This window comes from Ectothiorhodospiraceae bacterium BW-2 (genome assembly GCA_008375315.1).
Classification (GTDB): domain Bacteria; phylum Pseudomonadota; class Gammaproteobacteria; order Thiohalomonadales; family Thiohalomonadaceae; genus BW-2.
This window is the reverse complement of the sequence record CP032507.1, coordinates 3,413,652-3,440,544: the sequence shown is the minus strand read 5'-3', so window position 1 is coordinate 3,440,544 and position 26,893 is coordinate 3,413,652. Positions and strand designations below refer to the sequence as shown.

General features: G+C 55.9%; 26 protein-coding genes and 1 tRNA gene. 21 read left to right on the top strand and 6 right to left on the bottom strand.

Going from position 1 to position 26,893, the window contains the following annotated elements:
• Nucleotides 1–102 precede the first annotated feature (102 nt).
• Together nifA and nifL are read right to left on the bottom strand one after the other, a co-directional pair.
• Nucleotides 103–1,656 (bottom strand): nif-specific transcriptional activator NifA, encoded by a 1,554-nt coding sequence (gene nifA / locus D5085_16155; protein ID QEP44530.1) that lies wholly within the window; start codon nucleotides 1,654–1,656, stop codon nucleotides 103–105.
• A 2-nt stretch (nucleotides 1,657–1,658) separates the two neighbouring features.
• On the bottom strand, nucleotides 1,659–3,269 hold the full coding sequence (nifL, locus tag D5085_16150) for a nitrogen fixation negative regulator NifL (GenBank protein QEP44529.1): 1,611 nt from the start codon (nucleotides 3,267–3,269) through the stop codon (nucleotides 1,659–1,661).
• A gap of 282 nt (nucleotides 3,270–3,551) precedes the next feature.
• On the opposite strand from nifL, the gene rsxA reads away from it, so the two are divergent.
• From rsxA to D5085_16115, 7 genes are read left to right on the top strand one after another with little or no spacing between them, the layout of a single operon-like run.
• Nucleotides 3,552–4,121, top strand: coding sequence for an electron transport complex subunit RsxA (rsxA, locus tag D5085_16145; GenBank protein ID QEP45195.1), 570 nt, complete (start codon nucleotides 3,552–3,554; stop codon nucleotides 4,119–4,121).
• 38 nt (nucleotides 4,122–4,159) lie between these two features.
• The gene (locus tag D5085_16140; GenBank protein ID QEP44528.1) at nucleotides 4,160–4,687 is read left to right on the top strand and encodes an RnfABCDGE type electron transport complex subunit B; all 528 of its coding nucleotides are present in this window, start codon (nucleotides 4,160–4,162) and stop codon (nucleotides 4,685–4,687) included.
• A 26-nt stretch (nucleotides 4,688–4,713) separates the two neighbouring features.
• Nucleotides 4,714–6,183: an electron transport complex subunit RsxC gene (gene rsxC, locus D5085_16135; GenBank protein ID QEP45194.1), complete on the top strand. Its 1,470-nt coding sequence runs from the start codon at nucleotides 4,714–4,716 to the stop codon at nucleotides 6,181–6,183.
• The gene (locus tag D5085_16130) at nucleotides 6,180–7,259 is read left to right on the top strand and encodes an RnfABCDGE type electron transport complex subunit D (GenBank protein ID QEP44527.1); all 1,080 of its coding nucleotides are present in this window, start codon (nucleotides 6,180–6,182) and stop codon (nucleotides 7,257–7,259) included. The genes rsxC and D5085_16130 overlap by 4 nt, the downstream gene beginning before the upstream one ends.
• A gap of 53 nt (nucleotides 7,260–7,312) precedes the next feature.
• Nucleotides 7,313–7,969, top strand: a complete 657-nt coding sequence (gene rsxG / locus D5085_16125; GenBank protein ID QEP45193.1) for an electron transport complex subunit RsxG — start codon at nucleotides 7,313–7,315, stop codon at nucleotides 7,967–7,969.
• A complete protein-coding gene (locus D5085_16120) occupies nucleotides 7,956–8,642 on the top strand; it encodes an electron transport complex subunit E (GenBank protein ID QEP44526.1) in 687 nt (228 codons plus the stop codon). Before rsxG ends, D5085_16120 begins: the two co-directional genes overlap by 14 nt.
• On the top strand, nucleotides 8,639–8,902 hold the full coding sequence (locus D5085_16115; GenBank protein ID QEP44525.1) for an RnfH family protein: 264 nt from the start codon (nucleotides 8,639–8,641) through the stop codon (nucleotides 8,900–8,902). The genes D5085_16120 and D5085_16115 overlap by 4 nt, the downstream gene beginning before the upstream one ends.
• A 14-nt stretch (nucleotides 8,903–8,916) precedes the next feature.
• Here D5085_16115 and D5085_16110 read toward each other — a convergent pair whose 3' ends face one another.
• The gene (locus tag D5085_16110) at nucleotides 8,917–9,171 is read right to left on the bottom strand and encodes a hypothetical protein (protein QEP44524.1); all 255 of its coding nucleotides are present in this window, start codon (nucleotides 9,169–9,171) and stop codon (nucleotides 8,917–8,919) included.
• Between the two features lie 318 nt (nucleotides 9,172–9,489).
• On the opposite strand from D5085_16110, the gene nifU reads away from it, so the two are divergent.
• Genes nifU through clpX form a run of 8 tightly spaced genes read left to right on the top strand, consistent with a single transcriptional unit; the run spans nucleotide 9,490 to nucleotide 16,207 of the window.
• On the top strand, nucleotides 9,490–10,380 hold the full coding sequence (gene nifU, locus D5085_16105) for a Fe-S cluster assembly protein NifU (GenBank protein QEP44523.1): 891 nt from the start codon (nucleotides 9,490–9,492) through the stop codon (nucleotides 10,378–10,380).
• 2 nt (nucleotides 10,381–10,382) lie between these two features.
• Nucleotides 10,383–11,594: a cysteine desulfurase NifS gene (gene nifS / locus D5085_16100; GenBank protein ID QEP44522.1), complete on the top strand. Its 1,212-nt coding sequence runs from the start codon at nucleotides 10,383–10,385 to the stop codon at nucleotides 11,592–11,594.
• 13 nt (nucleotides 11,595–11,607) lie between these two features.
• Entirely contained in the window at nucleotides 11,608–12,768 is a 1,161-nt protein-coding gene (gene nifV, locus D5085_16095) for a homocitrate synthase (GenBank protein ID QEP44521.1), read from the top strand.
• Nucleotides 12,768–13,274: a hypothetical protein gene (locus D5085_16090; GenBank protein QEP44520.1), complete on the top strand. Its 507-nt coding sequence runs from the start codon at nucleotides 12,768–12,770 to the stop codon at nucleotides 13,272–13,274. Before nifV ends, D5085_16090 begins: the two co-directional genes overlap by 1 nt.
• 31 nt (nucleotides 13,275–13,305) lie before the next feature.
• Nucleotides 13,306–13,638, top strand: a complete 333-nt coding sequence (locus D5085_16085; protein ID QEP44519.1) for a nitrogen fixation protein NifW — start codon at nucleotides 13,306–13,308, stop codon at nucleotides 13,636–13,638.
• Nucleotides 13,622–14,068, top strand: coding sequence for a nitrogen fixation protein NifZ (locus D5085_16080; GenBank protein QEP44518.1), 447 nt, complete (start codon nucleotides 13,622–13,624; stop codon nucleotides 14,066–14,068). Before D5085_16085 ends, D5085_16080 begins: the two co-directional genes overlap by 17 nt.
• 19 nt (nucleotides 14,069–14,087) lie before the next feature.
• Nucleotides 14,088–14,993, top strand: coding sequence for a nitrogen fixation protein NifM (nifM, locus tag D5085_16075; GenBank protein ID QEP44517.1), 906 nt, complete (start codon nucleotides 14,088–14,090; stop codon nucleotides 14,991–14,993).
• The gene (gene clpX / locus D5085_16070; GenBank protein ID QEP44516.1) at nucleotides 14,990–16,207 is read left to right on the top strand and encodes an ATP-dependent Clp protease ATP-binding subunit ClpX; all 1,218 of its coding nucleotides are present in this window, start codon (nucleotides 14,990–14,992) and stop codon (nucleotides 16,205–16,207) included. The genes nifM and clpX overlap by 4 nt, the downstream gene beginning before the upstream one ends.
• 222 nt (nucleotides 16,208–16,429) lie before the next feature.
• On the opposite strand, the gene D5085_16065 is transcribed toward clpX, so the two are convergent.
• A tRNA-Arg gene (locus D5085_16065) sits at nucleotides 16,430–16,506 on the bottom strand.
• Between the two features lie 23 nt (nucleotides 16,507–16,529).
• Here D5085_16065 and D5085_16060 point away from each other — a divergent pair.
• From D5085_16060 to D5085_16035, 6 genes are all read left to right on the top strand, one after another.
• Nucleotides 16,530–18,680: an LPS-assembly protein LptD gene (locus D5085_16060; protein QEP44515.1), complete on the top strand. Its 2,151-nt coding sequence runs from the start codon at nucleotides 16,530–16,532 to the stop codon at nucleotides 18,678–18,680.
• Between the two features lie 51 nt (nucleotides 18,681–18,731).
• Nucleotides 18,732–20,030 carry a molecular chaperone SurA gene (locus D5085_16055; GenBank protein QEP44514.1) on the top strand — a complete coding sequence of 433 codons (1,299 nt, stop codon included), beginning with the start codon at nucleotides 18,732–18,734 and terminating at the stop codon, nucleotides 20,028–20,030.
• Nucleotides 20,017–21,078 (top strand): 4-hydroxythreonine-4-phosphate dehydrogenase PdxA, encoded by a 1,062-nt coding sequence (gene pdxA, locus D5085_16050; GenBank protein ID QEP45192.1) that lies wholly within the window; start codon nucleotides 20,017–20,019, stop codon nucleotides 21,076–21,078. Before D5085_16055 ends, pdxA begins: the two co-directional genes overlap by 14 nt.
• Nucleotides 20,996–22,693, top strand: a complete 1,698-nt coding sequence (locus tag D5085_16045) for a DNA-binding protein (protein QEP44513.1) — start codon at nucleotides 20,996–20,998, stop codon at nucleotides 22,691–22,693. Before pdxA ends, D5085_16045 begins: the two co-directional genes overlap by 83 nt.
• 113 nt (nucleotides 22,694–22,806) lie before the next feature.
• Entirely contained in the window at nucleotides 22,807–24,240 is a 1,434-nt protein-coding gene (locus D5085_16040; protein QEP44512.1) for an aspartate kinase, read from the top strand.
• A complete protein-coding gene (locus D5085_16035; GenBank protein ID QEP44511.1) occupies nucleotides 24,228–25,118 on the top strand; it encodes a tetratricopeptide repeat protein in 891 nt (296 codons plus the stop codon). Before D5085_16040 ends, D5085_16035 begins: the two co-directional genes overlap by 13 nt.
• Here D5085_16035 and D5085_16030 read toward each other — a convergent pair.
• Both D5085_16030 and D5085_16025 read right to left on the bottom strand, forming a co-directional pair.
• Nucleotides 25,111–26,169, bottom strand: a complete 1,059-nt coding sequence (locus D5085_16030) for an efflux RND transporter periplasmic adaptor subunit (GenBank protein QEP44510.1) — start codon at nucleotides 26,167–26,169, stop codon at nucleotides 25,111–25,113. The two genes, D5085_16035 and D5085_16030, sit on opposite strands and share 8 nt — an antisense overlap.
• Nucleotides 26,105–26,884 carry a peptidylprolyl isomerase gene (locus D5085_16025; protein QEP44509.1) on the bottom strand — a complete coding sequence of 260 codons (780 nt, stop codon included), beginning with the start codon at nucleotides 26,882–26,884 and terminating at the stop codon, nucleotides 26,105–26,107. The genes D5085_16030 and D5085_16025 overlap by 65 nt, the downstream gene beginning before the upstream one ends.
• Nucleotides 26,885–26,893 lie beyond the last annotated feature (9 nt).

The following is a 26,893-nucleotide window of genomic DNA, read 5'->3' as shown; positions in this document are numbered from 1 at the left end:
TTCACTTTTGAGAGTCGCCCCGATAAGCGCTAGGCACCGCTCAAAGATCTCAAATTAAGCGCAGAACAGCTAGCAAAGATGAGTCGGGAGCAGCTAGCTGAATTAATACTGCTTAACTTCAATATTTAGCGTCTGAATGCGGTAGGCTATCTGCCTAGGGGTCATCCCTAATAGCCGCGCCGCTTTGGCCTGAACCCATCCGGTCTGCTCTAGGGCGGCGATGACTCGCTCCCGCTCATCTAACTCCGGATCGCTCAGATCGATAGCGGTAGTCGCCGGAGTCGTGGCGGCTGTGGAGAGGGGGGAGGCGGGATTGATGCCGGCCATCTGTACTGCACGGGGGTCGATTTGACCGTTATCACTCATCACTGCCGCTCGCTCTAGGCAGTTCTCTAACTCGCGCACATTGCCGGGCCAGTCGTGGCGCAGCAGCAGCGCTAGCGCCTTGTCGTCGATTGTAATCGTGCGCCCCTGATTTTTGCCGATTTTGGTGATTAAAAAACGCGCGAGTTCGGGAATATCCTCCATCCGTTGCCGTAGCGGTGGGGGGTGGAGCGGCATCACATTGAGACGGTAGTAGAGATCTTGGCGAAAATCACCCTCTTTGACGCCAGATTCGAGATCGCAGTTCGTAGCGGCAATAATGCGCACATTGACTTTTTGGGTTCGAGTTCCACCGACCCGCTCAAACTCGCCCTCCTGCAGCACTCGTAATAGTTTGGCCTGAAAAGCGGCGGAAATTTCGCCAATCTCATCTAAAAAGAGGGTGCCGCCGTGCGCCTGTTCGAAGCGCCCCTTGCGTTGAGAGACCGCACCGGTGAAGGCCCCCTTTTCGTGGCCAAATATCTCCGATTCGAGCAGATTATCGGGTAGTGCCGCACAGTTGAGTTTGATAAAGGGGCCGTTACTGCGCTGGGAGTTGTAGTGAATCGCATTGGCAATGAGCTCTTTGCCAGTGCCCGACTCCCCCCGAATGAGCACGGTGGTATCCCATTTGGCGACCTGTCGAATTTGATCAAAGATAGTCTGCATTGAGCGAGAGCGGCCAATCATATTGGCAAAGCTGTGATCAGAGCGTACTTTGCGCCGCAGTGAGTCTCGTTCACTCTCTAGCGCTCGCTGTTGGGCTCTGATTTGGCGGGCTAGGCGCACACTCTGTCCAATGAGATTGGCGATCATCTCGACAAAGCGTTGATGCTTGCTCAAATCGGCGTAACACGACTCGGGCTGTACTGCGAGAACGCCGGCAACCTCCTCGCCGATGTAGATGGGAACGCCGATAAAGGGGAGGGTGCGCTCATAGATGCCGAGACGATCTAAAAAGCGGTTATCATCGGCAATACGGCCGATGAGGAGAGGCTCACCGCTTTCGAGAATAGTACCTAAGACCCCTTCGCCACGGCGGTAGCGTACCGAGCTGTTAACGCCTGGATCTTCGTGTAGCGCTGTGACTAGTAGATCTCCGCTCTCTTCATCTAAGAGGGTGATCATGCCGTGGTGGAGCTGGCCGATATCGTTTAGATTTTTTAACACCTCTAGCAGTGTCTCCCGAAAATCGAGCGAACGGCTTAAGGTCTGACTAACGGCGTAGAGGGTGGCTAGTTCAACTTCAAGGTGGCGTGAGCTTAGTGGTTCAGCGTCAGAGTATGGCCCCATAGTTAGCTCCCTAGATCGCTCATCGGAAAGGTGAGTTGTAGTCGGCAGCCGCCAATAAAGTTCTCATCTAGGGTAATGGAGCCGTTGTGGTTGTTCATAATCTCTTGTGCCATGGTCAGCCCCATGCCGGCATGGCCTTTGGTCTGGCGCCAGCCGGAGTAGAATGGCTCGAAGATACGAAACCGTTCCCGTTCCGAAATGCCGCTGCCGTTATCGATCACCTCGACAGTAATGGAGTCGTTAGTGGCGTGGGTCTGCAGACGGATCTCACGGTGGTCGCGTCCCGACTCTTTGACCGCCTGCAGGGCGTTATCGAGTAGATATTTAAATAGGCCGCGCAGACAGTTGCGCTGACCCTTAACGGGAGGCAGCACCATGGCGGGTAACCAGTCAACGATAACGCTGTTAGCGAGTAGCTCTTCAGTCGCTAACTGTAGCATTTCACGAATGGTTTCGTTTAGATCGATAGCGGTTAGCTGCTCATTAACCGGTGCGGGCATGGTCTGTTGTAGATTGATAATGGCCCGATCACTAAGGTGGAGCGCCTGTATAATCGCCTGCTGTAGCGACTGGCCATCACTATGTTCTGGGAGCGCCATAGCCGCACGCAACATATTTAGCGGCAGTTGTAGTTGGTAGATAGCTCCCGATAGCCCCTCGCGCATGGTCTGAATCACCTGCTGCTCGGCCATGGTGTTGCGCAGCATATTGAGTTGCGCTTGATGGAGTCGCTGGCGGGTATGGGTGATATCGTTGGCGATTAAGAGCAGGCAGCAGTGATCGCTACTGGACTGTTTGAAGTAGTTGGCGGTCTGCTGACTAAGACGGGTAATCGAGACCCCAGAGCAGCTAAACCAGCGTGGCGAGTGGTGGTTGGCTAGATCGAGTCGAATCTCTAGGTTGCTGAACCCCTGCTGCTGTTTAACCATGTCGGCGAATTGAGACTGCGTCTGCCGTTCAATGGCGTTAATTAACAGATCGGTGACCGGCTTTTGGTTAAAGTCGATGCTGAGTAGGTGATAGGCGTGGTTATGGCGGACTATCTGGCGCTGCTGATTGAGTACTGCCATTGCCATCGGCGCGGCGTCGAGCACGGCATCGCTCATCTGTTTTTGAAACTGGAGCTCCTGTTCCAGTTGGTGGCGCTGGGTGATATCGCGGTGCATCCCGAGAAAGTAGCCGATGTCGCCCGAGGAGAGCAGTACCGGGGCGATAATCAGTTCGGCTAGATACTCCTCACCATCTTTACGGGCGTTGACTAGGTTACCGCGCCAGATCTGTTTTTGCTGAATCGTACGCCATAGATCGTGGTAGATCGATTGGGGGGTAGAGCGACTGGAGAGGATCGACTCATTGTGGCCAATGACCTCCTCGCGTGAGTAGCCCGTTACCAATTTAAACTGTTGGTTTACATAGATAATATTAGCCTTAGCATCGGTAATGGATATCGCAATAGGTGCCTGCTCAACCGCTTCGATAAAGAGCAGTTGGGGGAGCAGTGCCCCGTAACCGGATAACCCGATCGCCTCAACGACTTCAGCGGGGAGTGTGTCGGGAAGGGGAGGGGTAAAGCGGTTAGTCATCTGCGGGGAGTGAGTTTTGTGCGACTGCATAACGACGGTTCCTAAGGTTCTGCTGGTGGGCTATTTTAAGCAATTCTTATACCAAAGAACAGTTTTTATTACCCTCACACCGGTGGCTCTGCACTGGGGGAGGGGGATTGTTGCAAACATGACAAGGGGGGGCGCGGAGTGTGTGGTATAGCAGACAATGGTATCACAGCCATCGAAGCGGCATTCTCTATGTGGTTGAGCTGAAAAATAAAACGACTATTGGTACGGTTATTGTGCCCTAGCGGGCGTCAATGGCGATCGGAGTATCAAACCGTGGAGTTTATGTTGATTATCCTCTCAACCGCGCTAGTCAATAATGTGGTGCTGGTGAAATTTCTGGGGTTGTGTCCCTTAATGGGTGTCTCAAGCAAGCTCGACTCGGCGCTGGGGATGGGGTTGGCGACCACATTTGTTTTAACCTTGGCCGCTTTGGCTAGCTGGCTGTTGGAGCACTGGATCTTGCAACCGCTAGATCTCGGCTTTTTGCGTATCTTGAGCTTCATTTTGGTGATCGCCGTGGTGGTGCAGTTTACCGAAATGGTGGTGCGGAAAAGCTCGCCAGCGCTCTATCAGGTGTTGGGGATCTTTTTACCGCTCATTACGACAAACTGCGCTGTGTTAGGGGTGGCGCTGCTTAATGTGCAGCAGCAGAACGGCTTTGTCGCTAGTCTGCTCTATGGGTTCGGTTCAGCGCTCGGCTTTACGCTGGTGCTGGTGATGTTTGCCGGCCTGCGTGAACGGTTGGCTTTAGCGGCCGTGCCGGCGCTGTTTCAGGGGGCACCTATTGCCTATGTGGTGGCTGGGCTGCTGTCGCTCGCCTTTATGGGCTTTGCCGGTCTAACTTCGGGTTAAGTTAATCAGTTAATCTAAATCGTAGGGAGAGTCTCGTTATGATTGCCGCAATTGGAATTACGCTGTTGATGGGGATGCTAATGGGCGCTCTGCTCGGTTATGCCGCTAAATATCTGGCGGTAGAGGGGAATCCGTTACAGGCCGAAGTCGAGGAGCTGTTGCCCGGCTCGCAGTGTGGCCAGTGTGGCTATCCGGGGTGTACGCCGGCGGCGGCGGCGGTGGTGGCGGGGGAGGCACCGGTCACTCTCTGCCCCCCGGGAGGCCGGGCGCTGGTCGAGGCGCTAGCGGCGAAGTTGGGGGTGAGTGTCGATCTCTCTGAAGTTGAGGAGAGAGTCCCTACCGTCGCTTTTATTCATGAGCACCTCTGTGTCGGCTGTACCAAATGTTTTAAGCGCTGCCCGACCGATGCGATTATGGGGGGGCCGAAGATGATGCACGCGGTCTTTTCTGATGCCTGTACCGGCTGCGGCAACTGCTTTGATGTCTGCCCGACTGAGTGTATCGAGATGCGGGAGCTGAAACCGACGCTCCAGACCTGGTACTGGCCTCAACCGATAGCGGCCTGAGGCTGCCCTGGAGTTCTAAAATGTCGATGTTAAAACTGTTTACCCTTCGTGGCGGAGTCCACCCTGAGGAGCGCAAACAGCTCTCTAGTGGGGTCGCTGTGGAGTCGCTACCGCTGTCGCCGCTACTCCATATTCCGCTACAGCAACATATCGGTGCTGCGGCGACGCCAATGGTGCATCGCGGAGAGCGGGTCAAAAAGGGGCAGATGATCGCTCGTAGTCAGGGGATGATCTCGGCACCGGTACACGCCCCTACTTCGGGGCGGGTGATGGGGGTCGGGGGCTATCCGGCGCACCATCCCTCTGGGCTGCTGGTCACGACGGTGACACTACAGCCCGATGGCGAGGAGGCGTGGCACCCCGCTATTGAGCCTCTGGATGATCCCTTCGCTTTGAGCCCTAAAGAGCTGGCCGGTCGGGTGGCCGCCGCCGGCATTGTCGGCATGGGGGGGGCGACCTTTCCTAGTGCGGTTAAGCTCAATTTGCGTCAACGCTATCAGCTGCATACGCTGGTGATTAATGGCGCGGAGTGTGAACCCTACTTGACTTGCGATGATCGGCTGATGCAGGAGCGCTCAGAGGCGGTTATCAGTGGCGTTCGGTTGATGGCTCACGCTTTAGGGGTCGAGCGGGTTACGATTGCGATTGAGCGCAATAAGCCCGAAGCGACTGTGGCGATGCAGCAGGCGGCGGCACAGTGGCCAGAGATCACTATTGTCTCTATTCCGACTCAATATCCGATGGGCTCTGAGAAGCATCTGCTACAGATATTAACTGGCGAGGAGATCCCCGCGCGAGGCTTAACTGCCGATATTGGGGTGGTGGTGCACAATGTCGCTACCGCTTTTGCGGTGCATGAGGCGCTCTATGCCGGACGGCCACTCATTTCGCGCCTAGTGACTGTCAGTGGTGGGGCGGTGCGGCAGCCGAAAAATCTTGAGGTGCCGCTTGGTACGCCGTTACAGGATCTAATCGACTACTGTGGCGGTCTATCGGAGCAGCCGGCACAGCTCATTAGTGGTGGACCGATGATGGGGCAGCCGATCCCTTCACTTAGGGTGCCGCTGGTGAAGGGGAGTAATGGTGTGTTGGCGTTGACCTCTCGCGAGGTGAGTGCCGATACCCCTCGTCCCTGTATTCGCTGTGGGGGCTGCGTCGAGGCCTGTCCTTGCGGTCTGGTGCCGTTGGAGATGGCGGCCCATATTCGTAGCGGTAATCTCGATAGTTCGGTCAAATTGGGGCTGCTCGACTGCATCGGTTGTGGTAGCTGCTCTTGGGCCTGCCCGTCACACATTCCGCTGGTACACCACTTTAACTACGCTAAAGGGGAGCTGGCCGCTCGACAGCGGCAGCAGCATCAGCAGGGGGAGACCAAACGGCTAGCCGAAGCGCGAAGCGCACGAATGGAGGCGATTAAACGGGCTAAACGGGAGCAGTTATTAAAACGCAAACGGGAAGCTGAGGCGAAGAAGCGGGCGGAGGAGGCTCTCTTATGATGGCACCACTCACGGCTGGGCCTTTTACCCATAGCGCCCGCTCCGTTCCGGCGACTATGGGTTGGGTGATCCTAGCGCTGCTACCGGCGACCCTTTTTGGGTTGTGGCACTACGGCTGGCCGGCGATATTTCTGTTTTTGGTGACCATTATCGCGGCGATTGTCGCTGAGGCGTTGTCACTCAAGATAGCGGCTAAACCGATTAAACCGGCGCTGCTAGATGGCTCGGCGCTACTTACCGGTTGGCTGTTGGCATTGACACTGCCGCCTTGGGCACCGTGGTGGATCGGGGTGGTCGGATCGCTGTTAGCTATTGTCATTGCTAAACAGCTCTTTGGTGGCATTGGTCAAAATCTGTTTAATCCGGCGATGGTGGCTCGGGTGGCGCTGCTTATCTCCTTTCCGCTGGAGATGACCCAATTTTATGCCCCTATGCCGCTATTTAGCCCCTCGGCACCGGGGTTTTTGGAGGGGTTACAGATCACCTTTTTCGGCGTCGGTCACTACGATGCGGTCAGTAGCGCAACGACTTTAGGCTACCTTAAGACTGAGCTAGGGCGGGAGATTCCGCTCTCTCAAGCAGAGAGCGGTGTCGCCTCTATTAGCTCAATGGCGTGGGGCGATAGTGCCGGTAGTCTGGGGGAAGGCTCTGCGCTGCTGCTGCTGTTAGGAGGGGGGTGGCTGCTCTATAAAAAAGTCATTAGCTGGCATATTCCTGTCGCGATGCTGTTGACTATCTTGATTTTGGCTGCGCTATTTCACTGGATCGATTCGGAGCGCTATGTCGGCCCGCTCTACCATCTACTCTCGGCGGCGACGATGTTAGGAGCCTTCTTTATTGCCACCGATCTGGTCACCTCCCCCGTGACCCGTACTGGGCAAATTCTCTTTGGTGCCGGCTGTGGCCTACTCACCTTCGTCATTCGTACTTGGGCCGGTTACCCTGAGGGGGTCGCCTTTGCGGTGCTGCTGATGAATGGTGCCACACCGCTAATTGATCACTATATTAAGCCGCGCATCTATGGTCGTGATCGGCATGGCCAGCCTTTGAACCGCCGTTCACCAGAGGAGTCCTAGCCGTGTCGAGTCCTAAACAGCCCGCCTATCGCCAGCGGATCGGTTATCAAGCGATGCTACTCGGCGGTTTTGCCGCTTTGGCAACGACTATTTTGGTGATGGCTAATGTCGCTACCCGTGAGACGATAGTGTTGCGGCAGCAGGAGGATCTGCAGCAGTCACTCAATCAGGTGATCTCCCCTGAGCTCTATGATAATGATCCGCTACAGACCGTGGTGACGATTACCGATGAGAGCACCACTAAAGAGGGGGTGCTCTTCTATCGGGGAGTCCTAAAACAGCAGGTTACCACGGTGGCTTTTGAGATGGTTGGGCAGGGGTATGCGGGCGATATTCGTCTGTTAATGGGACTAAATCGCCAAGGTGACATTTTGGGGGTGAGGGTACTCTCTCACGCCGAGACGCCCGGCTTGGGGGATAAGATCGAGCTGACGCGAGATGATTGGATCTTGGCGTTCGATGGGCGTTCCTTGGCGAATACGACCGTTAAGGAGTGGCATGTGGATAAAGATGGCGGTCAGTTCGACTCCTTTAGCGGTGCGACGATTACCCCAAGGGCGGTGGTTGCCGCCGTTAAAGCAGGATTAGATCTCTTTGCTCGTCATCAGGCAACGATTTTGGCAGTGGCGGTAGTCTCTGAGAGTGAGACGGGCGAGGGGGAGGGTAAGCAGGCTGAGAGTGGTAAGGAGATAGCGCATGAGCTCGACTAACTATCGTCAATTAGCCAGAGATGGGCTATGGGATAACAACATTGTCTTTGCCCAGGCATTAGGGCTCTGTCCACTGTTAGCGGTGACCAGTACCGCCTCTAACGGTCTGGGGCTCGGGCTTGCCTCAACGGTGGTCATGGTACTTTCGGGGCTGATTATCGCTATGTTTCGGGAGCTAGTGACCCCTCAGGTACGCATCCCGATCTTTGTGCTGATTATTGCGGCGCTAGTCACCGTGGTCGATTTAACCATGAATGCCTGGATGCACGATCTGCACAAAGTGCTAGGTCTCTTTATCCCCTTAATTGTCACTAACTGCGCTATTTTAGGGCGGGCGGAGTCATTCGCCTCTCGTAATCGGATTGTACCGGCCATGTTTGATGGCCTAATGATGGGGCTCGGCTTTACGCTGGTGCTGGTGCTGTTAGGTGCCGTGCGGGAGATAGTCGGCAGTGGGACGCTATTTGCTAGCGCCGCGCTACTGTTAGGCGACTGGGCGGCGGCGCTAGAGTGGGTGATTATTGAGGACTATCGCGGTTTTCTGCTGGTCGTTCTTCCGCCGGGGGGGTTTATGGTGATGGGGTTGCTGCTAGCGGCAAAGCGTCTGGTCGATAGAAAACTGCAACAGCGGGCGATGGCGATAGCGGGTAGGGTAGTAGGAGAGAGGGCATGAATGTCGGGGTCGCTTATGCCGATAAGTTTAAGCAGATGTGGGTGAAGCTAGAGGTGCCCGATGGCAGCACCGTGGAGCAGGCGATCACCTTGTCAGGGATTTTAGACCGTTTCCCCGATATCGATCTGGCGCAGCAGAAGGTGGGGATTTTTGGCAAAGTGACTCGGCTTAACAGCCCGTTAAGTGAGGGGGATCGGGTGGAGATTTACCGCCCGATCACCGCTGATCCGGAGCTAGTTGAGCGTCGTGATGAGGGGTAGCCGCCCCCTCGGCACTAAGCTTTATTGTCAGCTGGATTATTGATTCCTCGCAGCGTTCTGAGTGAGATATCTTGAATGGAGACCCCCACAGCGGCAGATAGAGCGGTCGGAAGCAGCAGCAGTAGCGTGCCAACAGAGAGCACGGCACTCCCTTTAGCTGCCGCGGTGATCCCCTTCACAGCGATACCGGCACCGATCGGTGAGGCGCCGACCGCATAGGTCATATCACTAGCCCGTTTGCACTTTTTCATCCAGGTGGCGTGTGTCATCAGAGTTTCTCCAAATCGCAAATGTTAATCAATGTCATTAATACCGATAGTAGAGCAGAAAAATTGCAAATGCAACTCTTTTTCAAAAAAAAATATATTTCGATTTTATGGCCTAGTCGTTATTGTGCCGTTTGCAACACTCTCGCACTCTCAGCGCTGGTGTAAAGGCGACAACTGAGGCAGAGGGGACGGTTTAATAGCCGTCAAAACAGCCACTTGATAAATATCTACTCACTATGGCATCTCCTTTGCTTAGAGTTAGCTATTCACCCTATTCGATCCGTTAATCGGTTTAACTGTGTGCAGGAGTATGTAGCAATGTGGGACTATTCAGAAAAGGTTCAGGAGCACTTCTTCAATCCGCGTAATGCGGGGGCGGTAGAGGGGGCTAATGCGACCGGCGATGTCGGTTCACTCTCGTGTGGGGATGCGCTGCGCTTGACCCTAAAGGTAGATCCTGCGAACGAAACGATTATTGACGCCGGTTTTCAGACCTTCGGCTGCGGCTCGGCGATCGCCTCTAGTTCAGCGCTGACCGAGATTATTAAGGGGATGACGCTCGAACAGGCGCTTAAGGTGAGTAATCAGGATATTGCCGACTACCTAGATGGTCTGCCTCCGGAGAAGATGCACTGTTCGGTGATGGGGCGGGAGGCGTTGCAGGCGGCTGTCGCTAACTATCGCGGCGAAGAGTGGCACGACGATCACGAAGAGGGGGCGTTAGTTTGCAAATGTTTTGCCGTCGATGAGGTGCTGATTGCCGACACCATTCGCGCCAATAATCTGCGTACAGTCGAAGAGGTGACCCACTACACCAAGGCGGGCGGCGGCTGCTCGGCCTGTCATGAGGGGATTGAGAATATTTTAACCACCGTACTCGCCGAACAGGGAATTGCGTTTGATCCTAATGCGGTGGCAGATGAGCGCACCAAGCCGAAGTCGGGTCTGACCAATCTGCAACGCATGAAGCGCATTGAGGAGCTGTTAGAGGCGATTCGCCCTAACCTGCGTCGTGACCATGGTGATGTCGAGTTAGTGGAGGTCGATGGTAAATATATCTATGTCAAAATGCTCGGTGCCTGTGGTGGTTGCCAGATGGCTTCGGCCACTTTAGGTGGTATTCAGCAGCATCTGGCTGAGGGGTTAAACGAATTTATTCAGGTGTTGCCGGCTGAAGAGCTGGCGCGTCGCGCAGCCGTAGGAGCCTAACGATGCAGGGGATCTATCTCGATAATAACGCCACCACCAAGGTTGATCCGCAGGTGGTGGAGCAGATGCTACCCTTTTTTAGTGAGCAGTTTGGAAACCCCTCCTCACTGCACCAGTTTGGAGATAGGGTAGGACGGGCCTTAAAAAAGGCGCGGCAGCAGGTGCAGGCGCTACTCGGGGCGGAGCATGAGTCGGAGATTATCTTCACCTCCTGCGGGACTGAGTCCGACTCCACAGCGATTCTATCGGCGTTAAAGGCTCAGCCAGATCGTAAAGAGATCATCACTACCGTGGTCGAACATCCGGCAGTGCTATCGCTGTGTGACTATCTGGCCGAACAGGAGGGTTATACCGTCCACTATCTGAAGGTCGATAGTCGGGGGCGGCTCGATATGGCTGACTATATGAACCTACTCTCCGATAAGGTCGCGATCGTCTCGGTAATGTGGGCCAATAATGAGACCGGCACCCTATTTCCAGTCGAAGAGATGGCCGAGTTAGCCCGTTCAGCCGGGGTGATGTTTCATACCGATGCTGTACAGGCGGTCGGTAAGGTGCCGATTAATCTGCAGCAGAGCCAGATCGATATGTTATCGCTATCGGGGCACAAACTCCACGCCCCGAAGGGGATTGGGGTGCTCTATCTGCGTCGCGGCGTCCGTTTTCGGCCGCTGTTACGAGGGGGGCATCAGGAGCGGGGGCGTCGTGCCGGTACCGAAAATAGCGCCTCAATTGTCGCCTTAGGGGCCGCCTGTGAGCTGGCCAAAGCGGCATTGGAGATCGAGAAGACGCAGGTTAAAGCGCTACGGGATAGGCTCGAAAAGGGGATTTTAAGCCAAGTTAGCCACGCCTTTGTCACCGGCGATCCTGGTAATCGGCTGCCGAATACCTGCAATATCGCCTTTGAATATATCGAGGGGGAGGCGATTTTACTGCTACTCAATAAACAGGGGATTGCCGCCTCGAGTGGCTCGGCCTGTACCTCCGGCTCTCTTGAGCCTTCGCATGTGATGCGGGCGATGGATATCCCCTATACCGCCGCCCACGGCTCCATTCGCTTTTCGCTGTCGCGCTATACCACTGAGGAGGAGATTGATCGAGTCATTGAGGCGGTTCCACCAATTGTGGCCAGGCTGCGCAAGCTCTCCCCCTACTGGCAGGGAGAGGCACCGGTGGCCGATCCTGAGAAGGCGTTCGCTCCAGCCTACGCCTGAGCGCCACAGAGAGATGAACACGATGTCTGTCACGATTAACGATACCACCTTGCGGGATGGAGAGCAGTCCGCTGGGGTCGCCTTTAATCTGCAAGAGAAGCTGACTATCGCCCGTCTATTAGATGAGCTCGGTATCCCAGAGCTAGAGGTCGGTATTCCAGCGATGGGGCCAGAGGAGCGGGAGTCGATTAACGCGGTAGCGACCGTGGTAGAGCAGGCGGAGCTGATGGTCTGGGCGCGAATGCGGCACGACGATATCGCCTTGTGCCGCGATCTAGCCGTGAAGCGGGTCGATCTCTCGATTCCGATCTCAGATCAGCAGATTGAGAAGAAGTTAGGCCGCGATCGCGCTTGGGTACTGCGGCAGATTGAACACGCTGTGCCGACGGCGGTCGATAGGGGACTCATTGTCTGTGTCGGGGGGGAGGATGCGAGCCGTGCCGATCGCTCCTTCCTACAGCAGGTGGTTGAGAGCGCCCAGTTAGCCGGTGCGAGTCGATTCCGTTTTGCCGACACGCTGGGCATTATGGAGCCGTTTGGCCTCTATGAGGTGATAACCACCTTGCGTAGCGGTAGCGATCTAGAGTTAGAGATGCACGCCCACGACGATTTAGGTCTGGCCACCGCCAATACGCTAGCGGCGGTGCGAGCTGGGGCGACCCACATTAACACCACCGTCCACGGTTTAGGGGAGCGAGCCGGTAATGCGGCGCTCGAAGAGGTGATCTTCGGATTACGCCGCTTCTATCAGCCGCCGAGGAGTATCGATATGGCTAAATTTCAGCCCCTCTCCGAGGCGGTTGCTAGCGCGTCGGGGCGCGAAGTGGGGTGGCAGAAGAGTCTAGTCGGCAGCGCTGTCTTTACCCATGAGTCGGGGATTCATGTCGATGGGTTACTAAAAGATCGCCTCAACTACCAAGGGGTCGATCCGGCGGAGATGGGGCGACAGCACCAGTTCGTGCTCGGCAAACACTCCGGCTCCCACGCGGTAGTACAGGCCTATGCCGATATAGGGCTACTCTTAAACTCTCAACAGGCCAACTCATTACTACAGCAGGTGCGCCACTACGCCACCTCTTATAAGCGGACACCGCAGCGGGAGGAGCTACTACAGTTCTACCGCCAGCTAGGCGCTGAGAGTGGCGCTAACTATCACGATACCCGGATGATCTAATGGAACTGTTAGATTTTGATGCCGACACCCTCTACTTCGATGAGCCGATGAGTGCCGAAGCGGCGCACTGTCTCGAACAGGCGGCCGAGGAGTACGGCGAGCCGAGTGCCGAAGAGAGGCTGCTACGGGCCTACTCGTTGCAGCCAGAACATCCGTCAGTGCTAGTCGCCCTCTACCGCTTCTACTACTACCAGCACCGTCTCGAAGAGGCGCTACAGATAGCCGAACGAACTTTGGTACAGTTTGCCCAACGGGTCGGACTGCCCACCGACTGGCACACTATCACTGCCGATGGGGTGGCGCACTATCAGGGTGGCGTCACCCCTGATCTCCGTTTTTATCTCATGGCGCTCAAAGGGGCCGGCTATCTGGAGATGCGCCTTGGGCGACACCGAGCGGCGCAGCAGCGCTTTGCCACCGTGATGCTATTTGATAGTGATGACAGGCTAGGTGCCGGAGTGTTGCAGCAGTTTGCTAAAGCGGCTGAGAATCTGCCCCCACCCTAACCCTTTTTAATAGAGCATAGGAGAGTCACCGATGAGTGAGTTAGCGTTCGATTTAGATGAGTTAAGTAGTGCCGAAGATTTTCTGGACTACTTTGAGATTGAGTATAGCGCCAGCGTGGTGCATGTGAACCGACTCCATATTTTGCAGCGGTTTCATAACTACCTTACCGCAGCCGAGCTACCGCAGGGCGAGACAGAACAGCGGCAGCTCTACCGTCAGGCACTACAGCAAGCCTATAACGATTTTGTCCACTCCGATGCCCAGACCGAAAAGGTATTTAAGGTGTTTCAGATGGCCGAGGGGACGGCTACCGTGCCGTTAGAGCGCCTCGGTCGGGGGGAGTTCAATGCGACCTCGCTATGACTACGGTGCGGAAGTACGGGTTATCCGAACCGTTCGCAATGATGGCACCTATCCGGGCGTCGCTACCGGCGCGGTGCTAGTGCGACGAGGCTCTATCGGCTATGTGCGTGATGTCGGTACCTTTTTGCAAGATCAACTTATCTACTCGGTCGATTTTCTAAACGAACAGATTCGGGTGGGTTGTCGTGAACAGGAGCTACAACTAGCCACAGCCGACTGGGTTCCGACTCGATTTGAGTTTCGTGATAAGGTGGTGCCGACACTATCGCTAGCGATAGCAGGTGACATTGTCGCCGCCCCGGGTGATATTGGCGAAATTGAGAAGGTGCTGCCCGACAGTGAGGGCGGCCCTTGTTACCATGTCCGTTTTCATGGCCGCACCTTAATGGTTTCGGAACAGAGCCTCGAATTGTCTAACCTAGAGTCGTAAAGCGGACGAAGGAGTCGTGATGTCGCCACCGATGACCGAACAGCCTATCCCCTCTCCCCCCTTAGCCTACCATCTGTTGCGCCATGCGCTAGCGCTCTACGGTAAAAACCTCCCCGGTTTAACCTGCGATGAGTATCGCCAGGTCTTAGAGCGGGCAGAGCGGAGCTACCAGATCGAACAGCGAGTGCTAGCTAGCCCAAAAGCGCAACCGGTGGTTATCCCGGAGAGCGTGTTGGCCGAGGCCAAAGCGCAGGTAGCGGCGCGTTACCCCTCTAACGCGGAGTTTGAGGCCGATTTAGAGCAGAACTACCTCTCGCCACAGGGGCTAGAGCAGGCGTTGCGGCGGGAGCTAATCTTTGATGCGGTCATGCAGCAGGTGGCCGCAGAGTCGGAGAGCCCGATCACCGAGGTCGATGTCTCGCTCTACTACGAGATGAATCGGCACAAATTCAACCGACCAGAACGGCGCAGCGCCCGCCATATTTTGATTACAATTAATGACCACTATCCCGAAAATAGCCGCACCCGGGCCAGAGAGCGAATTGAGGCGATTGCGGCTAAATTGGCTCAAAAGGGGCGACAGCCACAACAGTTTGCTAAGCTAGCAGAGCGCTACTCAGAGTGTCCGACAGCGATGGAGGGGGGCAAGCTTGGGGTTGTCGCACCCGGGCAGCTCTATCCCGACATTGAGCGGGTACTCTTCTCACTCACATTAGGCGAGATTAGTGGCGTGGTCGAAAGTGAACTCGGATTCCATCTACTCTGTTGTGATGAGATTAACGCTGCCGAACAGATGCCGTTAGCACAGGTTCAGGAGCGGATTGCCAGAGAGCTACAGCGGCGACAGCAGCGGCTACACCAAAAGCGGTGGCTAGCCGCCCTTGAGTCTAAACCTGAATCTAACGATAGAGAGTCGTCACTATGAGCCGTCCCCACTGCCTCTTCTGTGGTGTTGAACAGGGGCCACAGCTACCCCTCATCGCCGGCGATGAGGGGCATATCTGCGAGGAGTGTGTCCGACTCGCCTCACAAGTGGTCGGCAGCTGGGGCAGGCGGCGTAAAGCGCTACAGCCGCTGCAACAGCTACCTAAACCGGTGGAGATTAAGCGCCAACTCGACGGCTACATCATCGGCCAAGAGCTGGCGAAAGAGACGCTGGCGGTGGCGGTCTATAACCACTACAAACGGCTACAGTTAGAGCAGAATCCAGCCATTTTACCCCTTAGTGGCGATAACGATGTTGAGATCGAGAAGTCGAATGTGCTCCTGCTCGGCCCCTCCGGTACCGGTAAAACGCTGCTCGCTAGTACCTTGGCCAAAGTGGTCGGGGTACCGTTTGTGATTGCTGATGCTACCACCCTAACTCAAGCTGGCTATGTCGGCGATGATGTCGATTCGATTTTGGTGCGGCTGCTAGATAGTGCCGATGGCAATCTGGAGCTAGCCGAGTGGGGGATTGTCTATATCGACGAGATAGACAAACTAGCCCGCGCTGGCGAGAGTTCCCACGGCACCAAAGATGTCTCGGGGGAGGGGGTACAGCAGGCGCTGTTAAAGCTGGTAGAGGGGTTTAGCGTTAAGCTCAATAAGGGGCGCAAGGAGAAGGAGAAGGAGGAGGTGGTGCTTGATACCAAAAATATCCTCTTTATCTGTGGTGGTGCCTTCGCCGGACTAGAGCGGCTATTAGAGAAGCGGCTACAGCTCGATAGTCGAGGGATCGGCTTTCATGTCGATCTCTCCGATCCCGAACAGGCGTATGACAAACTACGACTATTTGAACAGGTACAGCCCGAAGATCTGCGCCACTTCGGTCTCATTCCGGAATTTATCGGTCGCTTTCCGATCATTACCGCCCTGCACGATCTCGACGAGCAGGCGCTAGTGCAGATATTGACCCAACCCAAAAATGCCCTCGTGCGCCAGTATCAGAAGCTATTTGCCTATGAGGCGGTAGAGCTCAACTTTAACGACCAATCACTCACCGCCATCGCCCGACTAGCGATTGAGCGCGGCACCGGTGCCCGCGGCCTACGCGGCGTCATGGAGGGGCTACTACGCAAAGTGATGTTTGAACTCCCCTCTAGCGAAGGGGTGGAGCGTTGCGATGTGACCGAACAGATGGTAAACGAGCGGCGGTAGAACCCGCCCCCCCCCACTCCCACTGCCGACTCCCAACTCCCACAAAACAAAAAAGCCTATTTGTGACAGGCGCTAGGCCGTTTATACTGTCGCTGCTTTGGCGACAGGCACTAGGGTCTGGGCGCGAAAAGGGCAGGGGGACAAACGGAGAGCGTGAGTCGATTTGGAGGGGACGCAAAATAGATATGATCTGTTATCAATAGATGATTTTTAAGGGGTTTTTGGCGCCGCTGACAGGATTTGAACCTGTGACTTCACCCTTAGGAGGGGTGCGCTCTATCCTGCTGAGCTACAGCGGCTGTTGCGGTTAGTATAACAGCCAATGGGGTGGAGGTTCTATCAAAAAAGCGGTCGTTTGTGGCGCTGGTGTGGCGGAGGCGGGCTCTTTGGGCTACTGCTAAGTGGCGCGGTGAGTGGCGCACAGGAGGCTCTCTGCCCTGCGGTCGATAGCCGTGCCCACTTTGCTCCCCGAGTCAGTGATCGATCTATTGAGTTGCAGGCCGCGCGAGTTGAGGCCGCAGGAGATCAGTTACAACTAGAGGGGGCGATTGAGCTCTATAGTGCCGAGCAGCAGATAGAGGCTGAATCGATTCGTTGGCAGCGCCGCAGTGGCGAGCTGGTGATGGAGGGGGGAGTTCGCTATCTGGCAGAGGGGCTGCTGGTCGAGGCAGAGAAGAGCCGCTTTAACCAACATCAGCACAGTGGCGAGTTTTTCCAGAGCCGTTTTCTGCTACCAGAAAGTGGCGCTCGGGGAGCGGCTGAGAGGTTGCAGCTCAGCCCGGAGGGGGAGCTAGCGCTGAGCGAGGTCAGCTATACTACCTGTCCTGACGCGGCGAGTGGATGGCAGCTTGAGGCGAAGACCATTTTGCTCGATCCGGCAGCGAATCTCGGCCAGGCGTGGAATATGCAGCTACAGCTCGCGACGGTGCCTATCTTCTGGTTCCCCTACATCAATTTTCCCTTGAGCGGGCGTAAAAGTGGCCTGCTCGCGCCGAAGTTTGGCAACTCCTCTTTGAGGGGGGGGGAGGTTAGGCAGCCGCTGTACTGGAATATCGCCCCCGAGCAGGATGCGACCTTAACGCTCCACTGGCTAGAGTCGCGGGGGACGGCGACCGAACTACAGTGGCGCCACCTAGGTCGCCGCTCGATGAGCGTGGTGGAGGGGGCTTGGCTGGGGGAGGATCGAGTTGAGCGACGCTCACGCTATCTGTGGGATATAACGCACCGCTATCGTGATCCTAACTGGCGGGTCGATATCGACTGGAGTCGTGCTAGCGATAGTGGTTATTTGACCGATATCGGTTCGGAGCTGCATAGCGATAACAGCGTAGTGCTACCGCAGTTGCTACAGGCGGGCTATGCAGCTCCTGCATGGGAGGCTGTGATCGATTACGAGGGGTACCAGTCGCTAAATAGCTTAACTCACCTCCGACGCCTGCCGGGGATTAGGCTACTATTACAGCCGCCGTTAGCCTCACCGTGGCAGTTAGCGTTGCAGGGCGAGTTGGCCCGTTTTGAAGATCAGCACTCACGGGAGAGTGACTCCCGCTTTAACGGCTCGATCGATCTACAGCGTCGCTGGTGGCAGCCTGGGTATCTACTGCAGCCGGGACTGAGGGTAGAGCAGCGCGACTATCACTCCTCAAAAGGGGAGCGCTCACAGAGCACCACCCGACAACTATCGCTGCTAGGAAAGCTCTTTTTTGAGCGCCACTACGGTAGCGAGCAGCTAGCGACCCTAGAGCCGACCCTATTCTATCTCTTGAGCCGAGAGTCGCAGCCGAGGCAGGCGTGGCGTCTCGACTCTAGCCCTATCGCCTTTGATCAGCGGCAGCTCTACGCGCATCATCGCTATGCTGGGGGCGATTTGAGTGGCCAGATGCACCAATTAACCTTAGCCTTAGCGCAGAGGCTGTTTCGCTCAGGGAGGGAGTGGCTTGGCTGGCAGCTAGGTAAGATCGCCCATATCGACCCCTTTCCTGAACTGAGCGCCGAGCAGTGGCGACAGGAGAGCTACCGTCACTGGCTGGCCGCACTGAAGTGGCGACCGCTGGCGCAGCTGCGGCTGGAGCTGGAGCAGCAGTGGCAGCGCGACGGCTCTTTGGCTGCGAATCGGACGACCCTCTCTTGGCGACAGGGGCGGCGGATGTTAAGAGCGGGCTATCGCGAGCAGCCACAACAGGCGCTACAGCAGGGCTACCTCTCTGTCGGTGTCGATCTGGGGAGAGAGTGGCAACTCGTTGGTAGCTGGCTGCACGATCTGGCGCAGCAGCGGCTCGATAATGGCCTCTTGGGGCTGGAGTACCAGCACTGCTGTTGGCGGTTACAGCTACTGGCTAAGCGGTGCTGGCTCGATGCGATTAGCGATTACGATCAGAGTTGGCAGTTACAGTTCGAACTTAAAGGGGTGGGCAGTGGTGGCGACACGCTTCAAAACGAGCTGGAACATGGTAAGCTTGGTGCCACTTTTTAACTCTAACTCTATGTTTAACTCTATGTTTAACTCTACTGAAGTGGGATAGGTATGCAATTTGATTCGATCCGATTACCGTTGACGGGGCTTATGGGGGTGCTTGTTGTCTGTAGTGGGCTACTGTTATCGAGGGGGATAGGGGCCGAAGAGTTAGATCGTATCGCCGCTGTGGTCGATGAGAAGGTGATCACCTTACAGCAGCTTAACCGGCAGCTCGAACGGACTATCACCCAAATTCGTCAGGGGGGGCGCTCTATCGCCGCCTCGCCGCAGCTACAGGCGCAGGTACTGGAGCGGATGATTTTACAACGAATTAAGTTACAGCGAGCTGAAGATCTCGGCATTCGGCTAGGGCCGGAGGAGATCGATCGGGCGATACGCCGTATCGCCGCCGATAATGGCCTAAGCCTAGCCCAGCTACAGCGAATGGTCGAGCAGCAGGGGGATCATTTTGCTACTTTTCGGCAAGATATCGCCACCGAAATCATCCTCAATCAGCTCAAGCAGCGCCAGGTCGATAACCGTATTACCGTCACCGCGCGTGAAATTGACCACTATCTGCAAAATAGCCCAACGGCGCAGCGGCAGCGCGACTATCGGCTACGCCATATTCTGCTCGCCCTTCCCGACGATCCTACCCCCGATGAGGTCGCTCAACTTGAGCAGGAGGCGGCGCAGCTACGCGCTAGAGTGCTACAAGGCGAGTCGTTTGCCCAGTTAGCGATTGAGCGCTCCGATGCACAACAGGCCTTTGAAGGGGGCGATTTAGGCTGGCGTAGCGCCGATTTTTTGCCACAACTGTTTCGCGAAGTCGTCCCCTCGATGGCGGTAGGGGATATCTCGCCGCTGCTACGAAACAGTAGTGGCTTCCATCTATTAAAACTAGAGCAGTTTCGTACCACCGGGGGCGAAACGGTGCGCCAAGTTAGGGCACAACATATCCTATTGCTAGAGGAGAGTGGCCCGGCAGAGGAGCTACAGCAGCGACTACACCTCCTACGAGAGCGCCTTTTGCAGGGGGAGTCGTTCGCTGAACTCGCGCAGCTCCACTCCCAAGATCCAGTGTCGGCGGTCAACGGTGGCGAACTCGACTGGGCGGCCCCCGATAGCTATGTGCCTAGATTTCGGCGCCAGTTAGAGCAGTTAGCTATTGGGGAGCTATCGGAGCCGTTTCAGAGCCAGTTCGGTTGGCATATTGTCAAGCTGCTCGGCTGGCGCGAACACGATAATAGCCAAGAGGTTGAACGGACTCGGGCACAGCAGGCGCTTAAGGCACAAAAGGTGGCAGAGGAGGAGGAGAGCTGGAATCGTCGTCTGCGTAGTGAAGCCTATGTCGATATTCGCCTCTAATCGACTCGCCTTTACCCCCGGCGAACCGGCTGGGATCGGCCCCGATCTGGCGGTGGCGCTGGCCTCCCACCCCCTAGCGCGGCACATCGTGGTGGTGGCTGATCCCGAGCTGTTACAGCAGCGAGCGCAGCTATTAGGGCAGCCGCTGACCCTAGTGGCGTATCGAGGCGAGCCGATTGAGTGGCGACCAGGGCAGTTAGCGCTACTGCCGGTACAGCTACAGCAGCCGGTGGTACCGGGGAGGCTCAACCCTCGCCACAGCCCCTATGTGTTAGAGACACTGCGTCGAGCCGTGAGGGCAATTGAGGCGAAAGAGCTGGCCGGATTAGTGACCGGGCCGGTACATAAAGGGGTGATTAACGATGCCGGAGTCGCCTTTAGTGGCCACACCGAATTTTTGGCCGATTTAGCAGCGGTTGAGAAGGTAGTGATGATGTTGGCGACCCCATGGCCGCCCGGTTTTGCCGCCCCACACTGGCGCAGCGAGGCGTTAAGAGTGGCGCTAGTCACCACCCACCTGCCGCTCAAAGAGGTCGCGGCGGCGGTAACGGCGACCGCGCTACAGCAGACGATTACCATTACCCATCGGGCGCTACAGCGGCAGCTAGGGGTCGCGCAGCCCCATATATTAGTCGCGGGGCTCAACCCCCACGCTGGAGAGTCGGGCCATTTAGGGCGGGAGGAGCTGGAGGTGATGATACCGCAGCTACAGCAGCTACGGCAGCAGGGGATCGAGCTAGACGGCCCCCTGCCGGCCGATACCCTCTTCACCCGCCCCCGACTTGCGAACTGCGATGCGGTGGTGGCCTGCTACCACGATCAGGGGTTGGCGGTCTTAAAATGTCTCGGCTTTGGTCAGGCGGTCAATATTACCCTTGGACTACCCTTCGTGCGCACCTCGGTCGATCACGGCACCGCTCTGGAGCTAGCCGGACGAGGGGGGGTCGATAGTCGCAGCCTCTACTATGCGATTGAGGTGGCACGACAGATGGCTGGGGCAGAGAGGGCTAATCCTGGGGGAGGAGGGCGTTTTGGAGCCAACAACTGAAGAGATCCATGCGGCGGCGAGCCGTATTGCTAAAAGTGGCGAGACGCCTAGCTACTCCTCCGTCAGACAGGCGCTGGGGGGAGGGAGTTACAGTACCATCACCCGAGCACTACAGAGCTGGCAGGAGCGGGATGAGGGGCATCGTGCCGCCCCGACTCGCGACAGTGTGACCGTCCCCGACTCGATTTGGCAGCTAAGCCGCCAGATGGGTAACGAGATCTGGCAGAACGCCTTCACCACGGCCGAGCGCAGTTTTGCTATCGAAAAAGAGGCGCTACAGCATCAACGAAAAGAGCTAGAGCGACGGCTAGCCGAATCTGCCGAAGCGATTAAGGCGCTAGAGGGGGAGTCGGGCCAGATCTATCGCGAAAATCGTGAACTCAAAGGGGAGCTGCACCAGTTTGAAGTGGAGCGAGAGGCGCTGTACCAAGCGGCCTCTCGTCATGAACAGCAGCAGCAGCAGCAACAACAGCAGCTAGAGCAGCTACAACGGGAGCTCAGTTCGCTGCAACTAGAGACTCGGCAGCAGGGGGAGGCGCTACAGGATGCGGCCGAAGAGCAGCAGCAGTGGCAGCAGCGCCACCAGACGATCGCACAGCAGCTCGAACAGCAGCAGCAGCTTGCTGAGACACGACAGCAGCAACTTAAACAGGCCGAAGAGGCGACCTTGCAGCAGCAGCAGCGGCAGCAGCAGCTAGAGTATGAGAAGCAGCAGCTAACCGAGGCGCTACGACAGAGCGAGACTAAGCTTAGCGAGCTTCTAGCGCAAAATATCTACCAAACCAACCATGAGCTTCGGCACGCGCTGCAACAGGCCCAGCTAGAGGGGGAGAGGCTACAACAATCGCTGCGCCAGCGCGATGAGCGGATCGTGCAGCTACAGCAACAGCTAGGCGAGTTACAGCAGCAGGGGCTAGAGCAGCAGCGGACAGCGAGTGAGTGGCAACTACAGCAACAGCAGCTTGAGATGAGCTTAGCGCAGCTTAAAAAAAGCGAACAGTTCTATAAACAGCAGCTCCAGCAGGTGCAGCAGAGTGCTGAGTCGATAAGTGGCGAAAACGAGCAGGTCTATGAGCAGCGCCAACACCTAAAACAGGCACTACAGCAGGCCAATGAGCAGCTAGAGGTACTACAGCAGCAGCTACAGCAGCATGAGAGCGAGAGGCTACAGCTTAAGAGCGTGATAAGTGAGGGGGAGGCGGCCAGTCAGATCGAGCGCCAGCGTTTCAAACAGCTACAACAGGAGCTAAAGCAGCTACGCGAGGCCGAAAAGGAGTTTAAACAGCAGCTACAACAGAAGGAGCGGCAACTAGAGGAGACCCGCGAGTCGGTGAGTCGGATTAATGAACTAAAATCGTCACTCTCCGGCACCCCAGATGATACGAGGCTAAAGGAGCGGGCACGAAAGCTAGAGCAGGAGAACAACGAACTCAAACAGACGCTGAAGCTAGCTAATCGTGAACTGCAACAGCTAAAACAGCGCAGTGAGAGTCGTACAGACCTCCCCTCATCGCAACTACAGCAGGAGAATGAGCGGCTCAAACAGGAGCTAGAGCGGCTCTATAGCCACTTTGAGGAGAATGCGCTAAAAAACATGGGTAAGTGGTTGTCATAAAAGATAAAAATTGCCTAAGGATACGGTGTTCGCACAGAAAAATATTTTGAGTACAAACGGTTTGTGTGCTAAGTTGCTCCCCCTTTAGACAATAAAGGAAAGGTGAAATAACGATGCGATCTCATACTGTCGAGAAGATCGGCGGCACCTCAATGAGTCACTTTGCTGCCGTCCACAATAACATTATCCAGCCGCGTAGTGAGACCCTCTACCAGCGTATCTTTGTCGTCTCTGCCTATGCGGGGGTCACTAACGATCTGCTCGAACACAAAAAGAGCGGCCAGCCAGGGATCTATGCCCTCTACACCAATGCCGAGAGCGAACAGGCGTGGCGCGAGGCGCTGATACAGCTACGCCATAAACTGTTGCATCTAAACGAGGAGCTATTTGACGATAGCGCCCAATTGGCGATGGCCAACCGTTTTATCGGCCAACGGCTCGATGACACCGAAGTGGTGCTCGATAACCTCTACTCACTCTGTCAGCATGGCCACTTTGCCATGACCGACCATCTACTGCGGGTGCGGGAGATGTTAGCTAGCCTAGGGGAGGCGCATAGCGGCTGGAATACCGCCCATCTGCTGCAAAATGTTGGAATTAATGCCCGCTTTGTCGATTTAACCGGCTGGCACGCCGACGAGATGCTACCGCTTGATGAGGTGATTACCCGCGCCTTTGCCGATATCGATCTCGACTATGAGATGCCGATTGTGACCGGCTACGCCCACTGTCGGGAGGGGTTAATGGCCAGCTTTGATCGCGGCTATAGTGAGATGACTTTTAGCCGGATCGCAGTGGTCACCGAGGCGCGGGAGGCGATTATTCATAAGGAGTACCACTTAAGTACGGCCGATCCTAACATTGTGGGCCAAGCATCGGTTGTTGCTATCGGTCGTACCAACTACGATGTGGCCGATCAGCTCGCTAATTTAGGCATGGAGGCGATTCACCCCCGAGCCGCGAAGGGGTTAAGGCAGCAGAGTATTCCGCTACGGGTGAAAAATACCTTTGAGCCGGAGCATGGCGGAACCCTCATTACCGGCGACTATGTGAGCGATAAGCCGTGTGTCGAAATTATCGCCGGTCGGCAACATCTGCACGCGATTGAGCTCTTTGATCAAGACATGGTCGGTATTATCGATGAGTACGAGCAGCGCGTACAGCAGATCTTTCGCCGCTATAAAGCGCCAATTATCACCAAAGATAGTAACGCTAACACCCTCACCCACTTTTTAAGCTGTAATCTAAAGACCGTTAAGCGAATTATTAGCACCCTCAGCGAGCTCTATCCGGGGGCCGATATTATCCATCGCAAGGTGGCGATTGTCTCGGCCATCGGCAGCGATATGCAGGTTCCGGGGCTGCTAGCACGGGCGGTTAACGCCCTAGCGGAGCGCTCGATTAGTGTATTAGCGATGCACCAGTCGATGCGGCAGGTCGATATGCAGTTTATCGTCGATAGTAACGACTATCAGGGAGCGGTGCAGGCGCTACATAGCCAGCTAATTGAGCCACACGACTACGGAACTGCGATATGCGCTGCCTAAGGGCGCTAGGATGGGTGCTGTGGCTAGGGATAGTGCCGGTGTTGGCGGTTGCCGAGTCGGATCGAGATCTCGATAGTGTGGCGGCGGCAGAGATTGAGCAGCTAGAAGAGCCGCTGTTTAACCCCTTTGTCGAGCGCTATGTCCTTGATGAGCTCAAACAGCTGCGTACCGAACTACAGCAGCAGCGTACCGACTTTGTCGAGCAGTTAGCTCGTAGTCGGCTTGAAAATAGTGACCGCACCATTCGCTATGCGACCGATACGATTAACAATATCTTCTATCTTATCGCCACCGCCGTATCGATTATGGCACTAGTTGGCTGGAGCTCTTTACGCGATATTCGCAATAAGATGGACGAGGTGATAGAGCGCAAAGTGGTGCAAATTTCAGAAGAGTACCAGCGGCGGCTAGTCGATCTGGAGCAGACACTGCGGGATAGAACAGAGCAGATTATCTCTACCCAGGAGGAGATCTCCCGTACCAATACCCTCCACTCGTTATGGATGCGCTCCGGCATTGAGGTGACACCACAGGCCAAAATTGAGGTTTATGATCAGATTTTAGCGATTAATCCGGAGGATATTGAAGCTCTCACCTATAAGGCCGATACGGTACTGGAGTTAGGGGAGGCGGAGTGGGCGCTCAACCTCTGTAATCAGGCGCTATCGATCGATGAGAACTACCCCTACGCCTACTATCAACGCGCCTGCACCTACTCAACCCTACAGCAGTGTGATGCTGCGCTAGAGGATCTGCGGCAAGCGGTGTCGCTATCGGCGACCTATCTCGATGAGGCAAGAACCGACAGCTCCCTCGCCGGCTTTCGCGCTAGTGGCAAACTAGATGAGTTAATTGAGTCGTTGAAAGCCGTTACTTGAGAGGGCCGGGCTGAAGGGTATCGGTATCGCCAATAATGATAAGAGTATCAGCCGCTAGCTCAACACTAACCGCTCGCCCTAACAGTGGGGTGGGGAGGGCGATAAATTCGACTATCCGCTCCGCATTGAGGATAAACAGCCCCGTCTGCGTTTGGTAATGGGCAAGATAGCGTGGCGGTAGCAGACGGCTCTCCCCCTGCCACTGCAGGCGACCGTGGCTTCCGGAGAGGGCCGCCTTAGCGATAAAACTCAATCGAACCGGACGACTGTGCTGTTGGGGGGTAACCACAGGTAGCGCGGCTCTTAGAGCGACCGGATAGTGGGTGTCGTGGCTAATAAACTCGATCTGCCGACTCTGCTGTAGCGACTTGAGCTGTTGGGGGGGGATCTGCGCCTCCACCTCATCGAACTGACGCTGTTGAAGACGAATAACCCCCTGACCGAGAGCCACAAACTCTCCAACTGAGACTAGCTGCTCAATGAGCGTGGCGTCATAGGGGGTGCGAATTTGACAGTTATCAATGTCGAGTTGTGTCTGCTCCAGTGCCGCTTGGTTGGCCGCGAGTTGCGCCTCGGTCGTGATTAGAGTGGTTTGGCGCTGCTGCTCTATTTCCCGCGAAATATTGCTAGAGAGGGTCTGCGCCCGCTGTAGCTGCTCTTGGGCAAATGCAAGCTGTGCCTGTAGCTGTTTTATCTCGGCACGCCGCTGGCGCAGGGCGATATGGTACTTTTGGCAGTCAAGCTTGGCGACCACCTCGCCCGCCTCGATCGACTCTCCGGCGCGGTAGGGGAGTTCGATAACCCGAGCACCGACTTCGGCGCTGAGCGTGGCTAAGGTTTGAGTTAAGACTTGCGCTGGCGCACTAAAGAGAGCCACGGGGGCGATATCGGCTAAGTGTGCGGTTTCGAAAGCGACAGCGAAAGCAGGGGTGAAGAGAGCCAGAACTGCCCCTAGCCGCAATGGTAGGGGACAGTTGATGTGGCGTTTATGGGGTCTCAATCTTAGCCGCTTCTCGTAGTTGGCGGATATAGGCGAAGACTCGTTGCTGATTGAGCGCCTGTTCTAGCTTCGGACGGAGCTGCTCTAGCGTGGGGGGTTCGGATTGGCGGTTATCTTCGAGCAAGATCACATGCCATCCGAACTGGGTTTTGACGGGTGTTTGGCTATATTTGCCCCTCTCCATCGTGGCAACCGCCTCAGAGAAGGGGGCTACCATCTGCTTAGCGGCAAACCAGCCTAAATCTCCTCCTCGTTTGCCGGTCGGGCCTATTGAGTGCGTTTTGGCTAGTTCGGCGAAGTCGGCCCCCTTATCGAGTTCGGTAATGAGCTCTTTCGCTTTGGCCTCCTCCTCTACCAGAATGTGGCGAGCTTTGAATTCGGTGGTGACCATTTGGGTGCTCTGCTCCTCGTAGAGCGCTTTGACGGCCGCCTCAGGGAGGGGATTTTTCTCCAGATAGCTCTGCAGTAGCTCCTGTTTTAGCAGCTCGTTTTCAAACGCCTGCAGAGCCTGCTGAAAGGTGTCGAGCTCGGCAATCTTCTCCGCTTTGGCGGCATCGAGCATTAAGCGGTGGTTGATATAGGCTTCGAGTAGCTGCTCATCGGCAATCTGCTGCTGCTTAACCGTTATCATCGATTGCTGGAACTGCTGTAGATCGCTTTGGTGAATGGTCTGGCCATTAATCTTGGCGACAATAGTTTCTGCGGCGGTTGCGGTGGCGCTAAAGAGGGCGAGGCTACAACCTAAGGCGATTAGACTCTTTTTCATACATCTCCT

Bases quoted from the DNA above. Each gene is read 5' to 3' on its own strand.
- nifA (QEP44530.1), bottom strand. From the start codon at position 1,656: ATGGGGCCATACTCTGACGCTGAACCACTAAGCTCACGCCACCTTGAA.
- nifL (QEP44529.1), bottom strand. From the start codon at position 3,269: ATGCAGTCGCACAAAACTCACTCCCCGCAGATGACTAACCGCTTTACC.
- rsxA (QEP45195.1), top strand. From the start codon at position 3,552: ATGTTGATTATCCTCTCAACCGCGCTAGTCAATAATGTGGTGCTGGTG.
- D5085_16140 (QEP44528.1), top strand. From the start codon at position 4,160: ATGATTGCCGCAATTGGAATTACGCTGTTGATGGGGATGCTAATGGGC.
- rsxC (QEP45194.1), top strand. From the start codon at position 4,714: ATGTTAAAACTGTTTACCCTTCGTGGCGGAGTCCACCCTGAGGAGCGC.
- D5085_16130 (QEP44527.1), top strand. From the start codon at position 6,180: ATGATGGCACCACTCACGGCTGGGCCTTTTACCCATAGCGCCCGCTCC.
- rsxG (QEP45193.1), top strand. From the start codon at position 7,313: ATGCTACTCGGCGGTTTTGCCGCTTTGGCAACGACTATTTTGGTGATG.
- D5085_16120 (QEP44526.1), top strand. From the start codon at position 7,956: ATGAGCTCGACTAACTATCGTCAATTAGCCAGAGATGGGCTATGGGAT.
- D5085_16115 (QEP44525.1), top strand. From the start codon at position 8,639: ATGAATGTCGGGGTCGCTTATGCCGATAAGTTTAAGCAGATGTGGGTG.
- D5085_16110 (QEP44524.1), bottom strand. From the start codon at position 9,171: ATGACACACGCCACCTGGATGAAAAAGTGCAAACGGGCTAGTGATATG.
- nifU (QEP44523.1), top strand. From the start codon at position 9,490: ATGTGGGACTATTCAGAAAAGGTTCAGGAGCACTTCTTCAATCCGCGT.
- nifS (QEP44522.1), top strand. From the start codon at position 10,383: ATGCAGGGGATCTATCTCGATAATAACGCCACCACCAAGGTTGATCCG.
- nifV (QEP44521.1), top strand. From the start codon at position 11,608: ATGAACACGATGTCTGTCACGATTAACGATACCACCTTGCGGGATGGA.
- D5085_16090 (QEP44520.1), top strand. From the start codon at position 12,768: ATGGAACTGTTAGATTTTGATGCCGACACCCTCTACTTCGATGAGCCG.
- D5085_16085 (QEP44519.1), top strand. From the start codon at position 13,306: ATGAGTGAGTTAGCGTTCGATTTAGATGAGTTAAGTAGTGCCGAAGAT.
- D5085_16080 (QEP44518.1), top strand. From the start codon at position 13,622: ATGCGACCTCGCTATGACTACGGTGCGGAAGTACGGGTTATCCGAACC.
- nifM (QEP44517.1), top strand. From the start codon at position 14,088: ATGTCGCCACCGATGACCGAACAGCCTATCCCCTCTCCCCCCTTAGCC.
- clpX (QEP44516.1), top strand. From the start codon at position 14,990: ATGAGCCGTCCCCACTGCCTCTTCTGTGGTGTTGAACAGGGGCCACAG.
- D5085_16060 (QEP44515.1), top strand. From the start codon at position 16,530: ATGGGGTGGAGGTTCTATCAAAAAAGCGGTCGTTTGTGGCGCTGGTGT.
- D5085_16055 (QEP44514.1), top strand. From the start codon at position 18,732: ATGCAATTTGATTCGATCCGATTACCGTTGACGGGGCTTATGGGGGTG.
- D5085_16045 (QEP44513.1), top strand. From the start codon at position 20,996: ATGCGATTGAGGTGGCACGACAGATGGCTGGGGCAGAGAGGGCTAATC.
- D5085_16040 (QEP44512.1), top strand. From the start codon at position 22,807: ATGCGATCTCATACTGTCGAGAAGATCGGCGGCACCTCAATGAGTCAC.
- D5085_16035 (QEP44511.1), top strand. From the start codon at position 24,228: ATGCGCTGCCTAAGGGCGCTAGGATGGGTGCTGTGGCTAGGGATAGTG.
- D5085_16025 (QEP44509.1), bottom strand. From the start codon at position 26,884: ATGAAAAAGAGTCTAATCGCCTTAGGTTGTAGCCTCGCCCTCTTTAGC.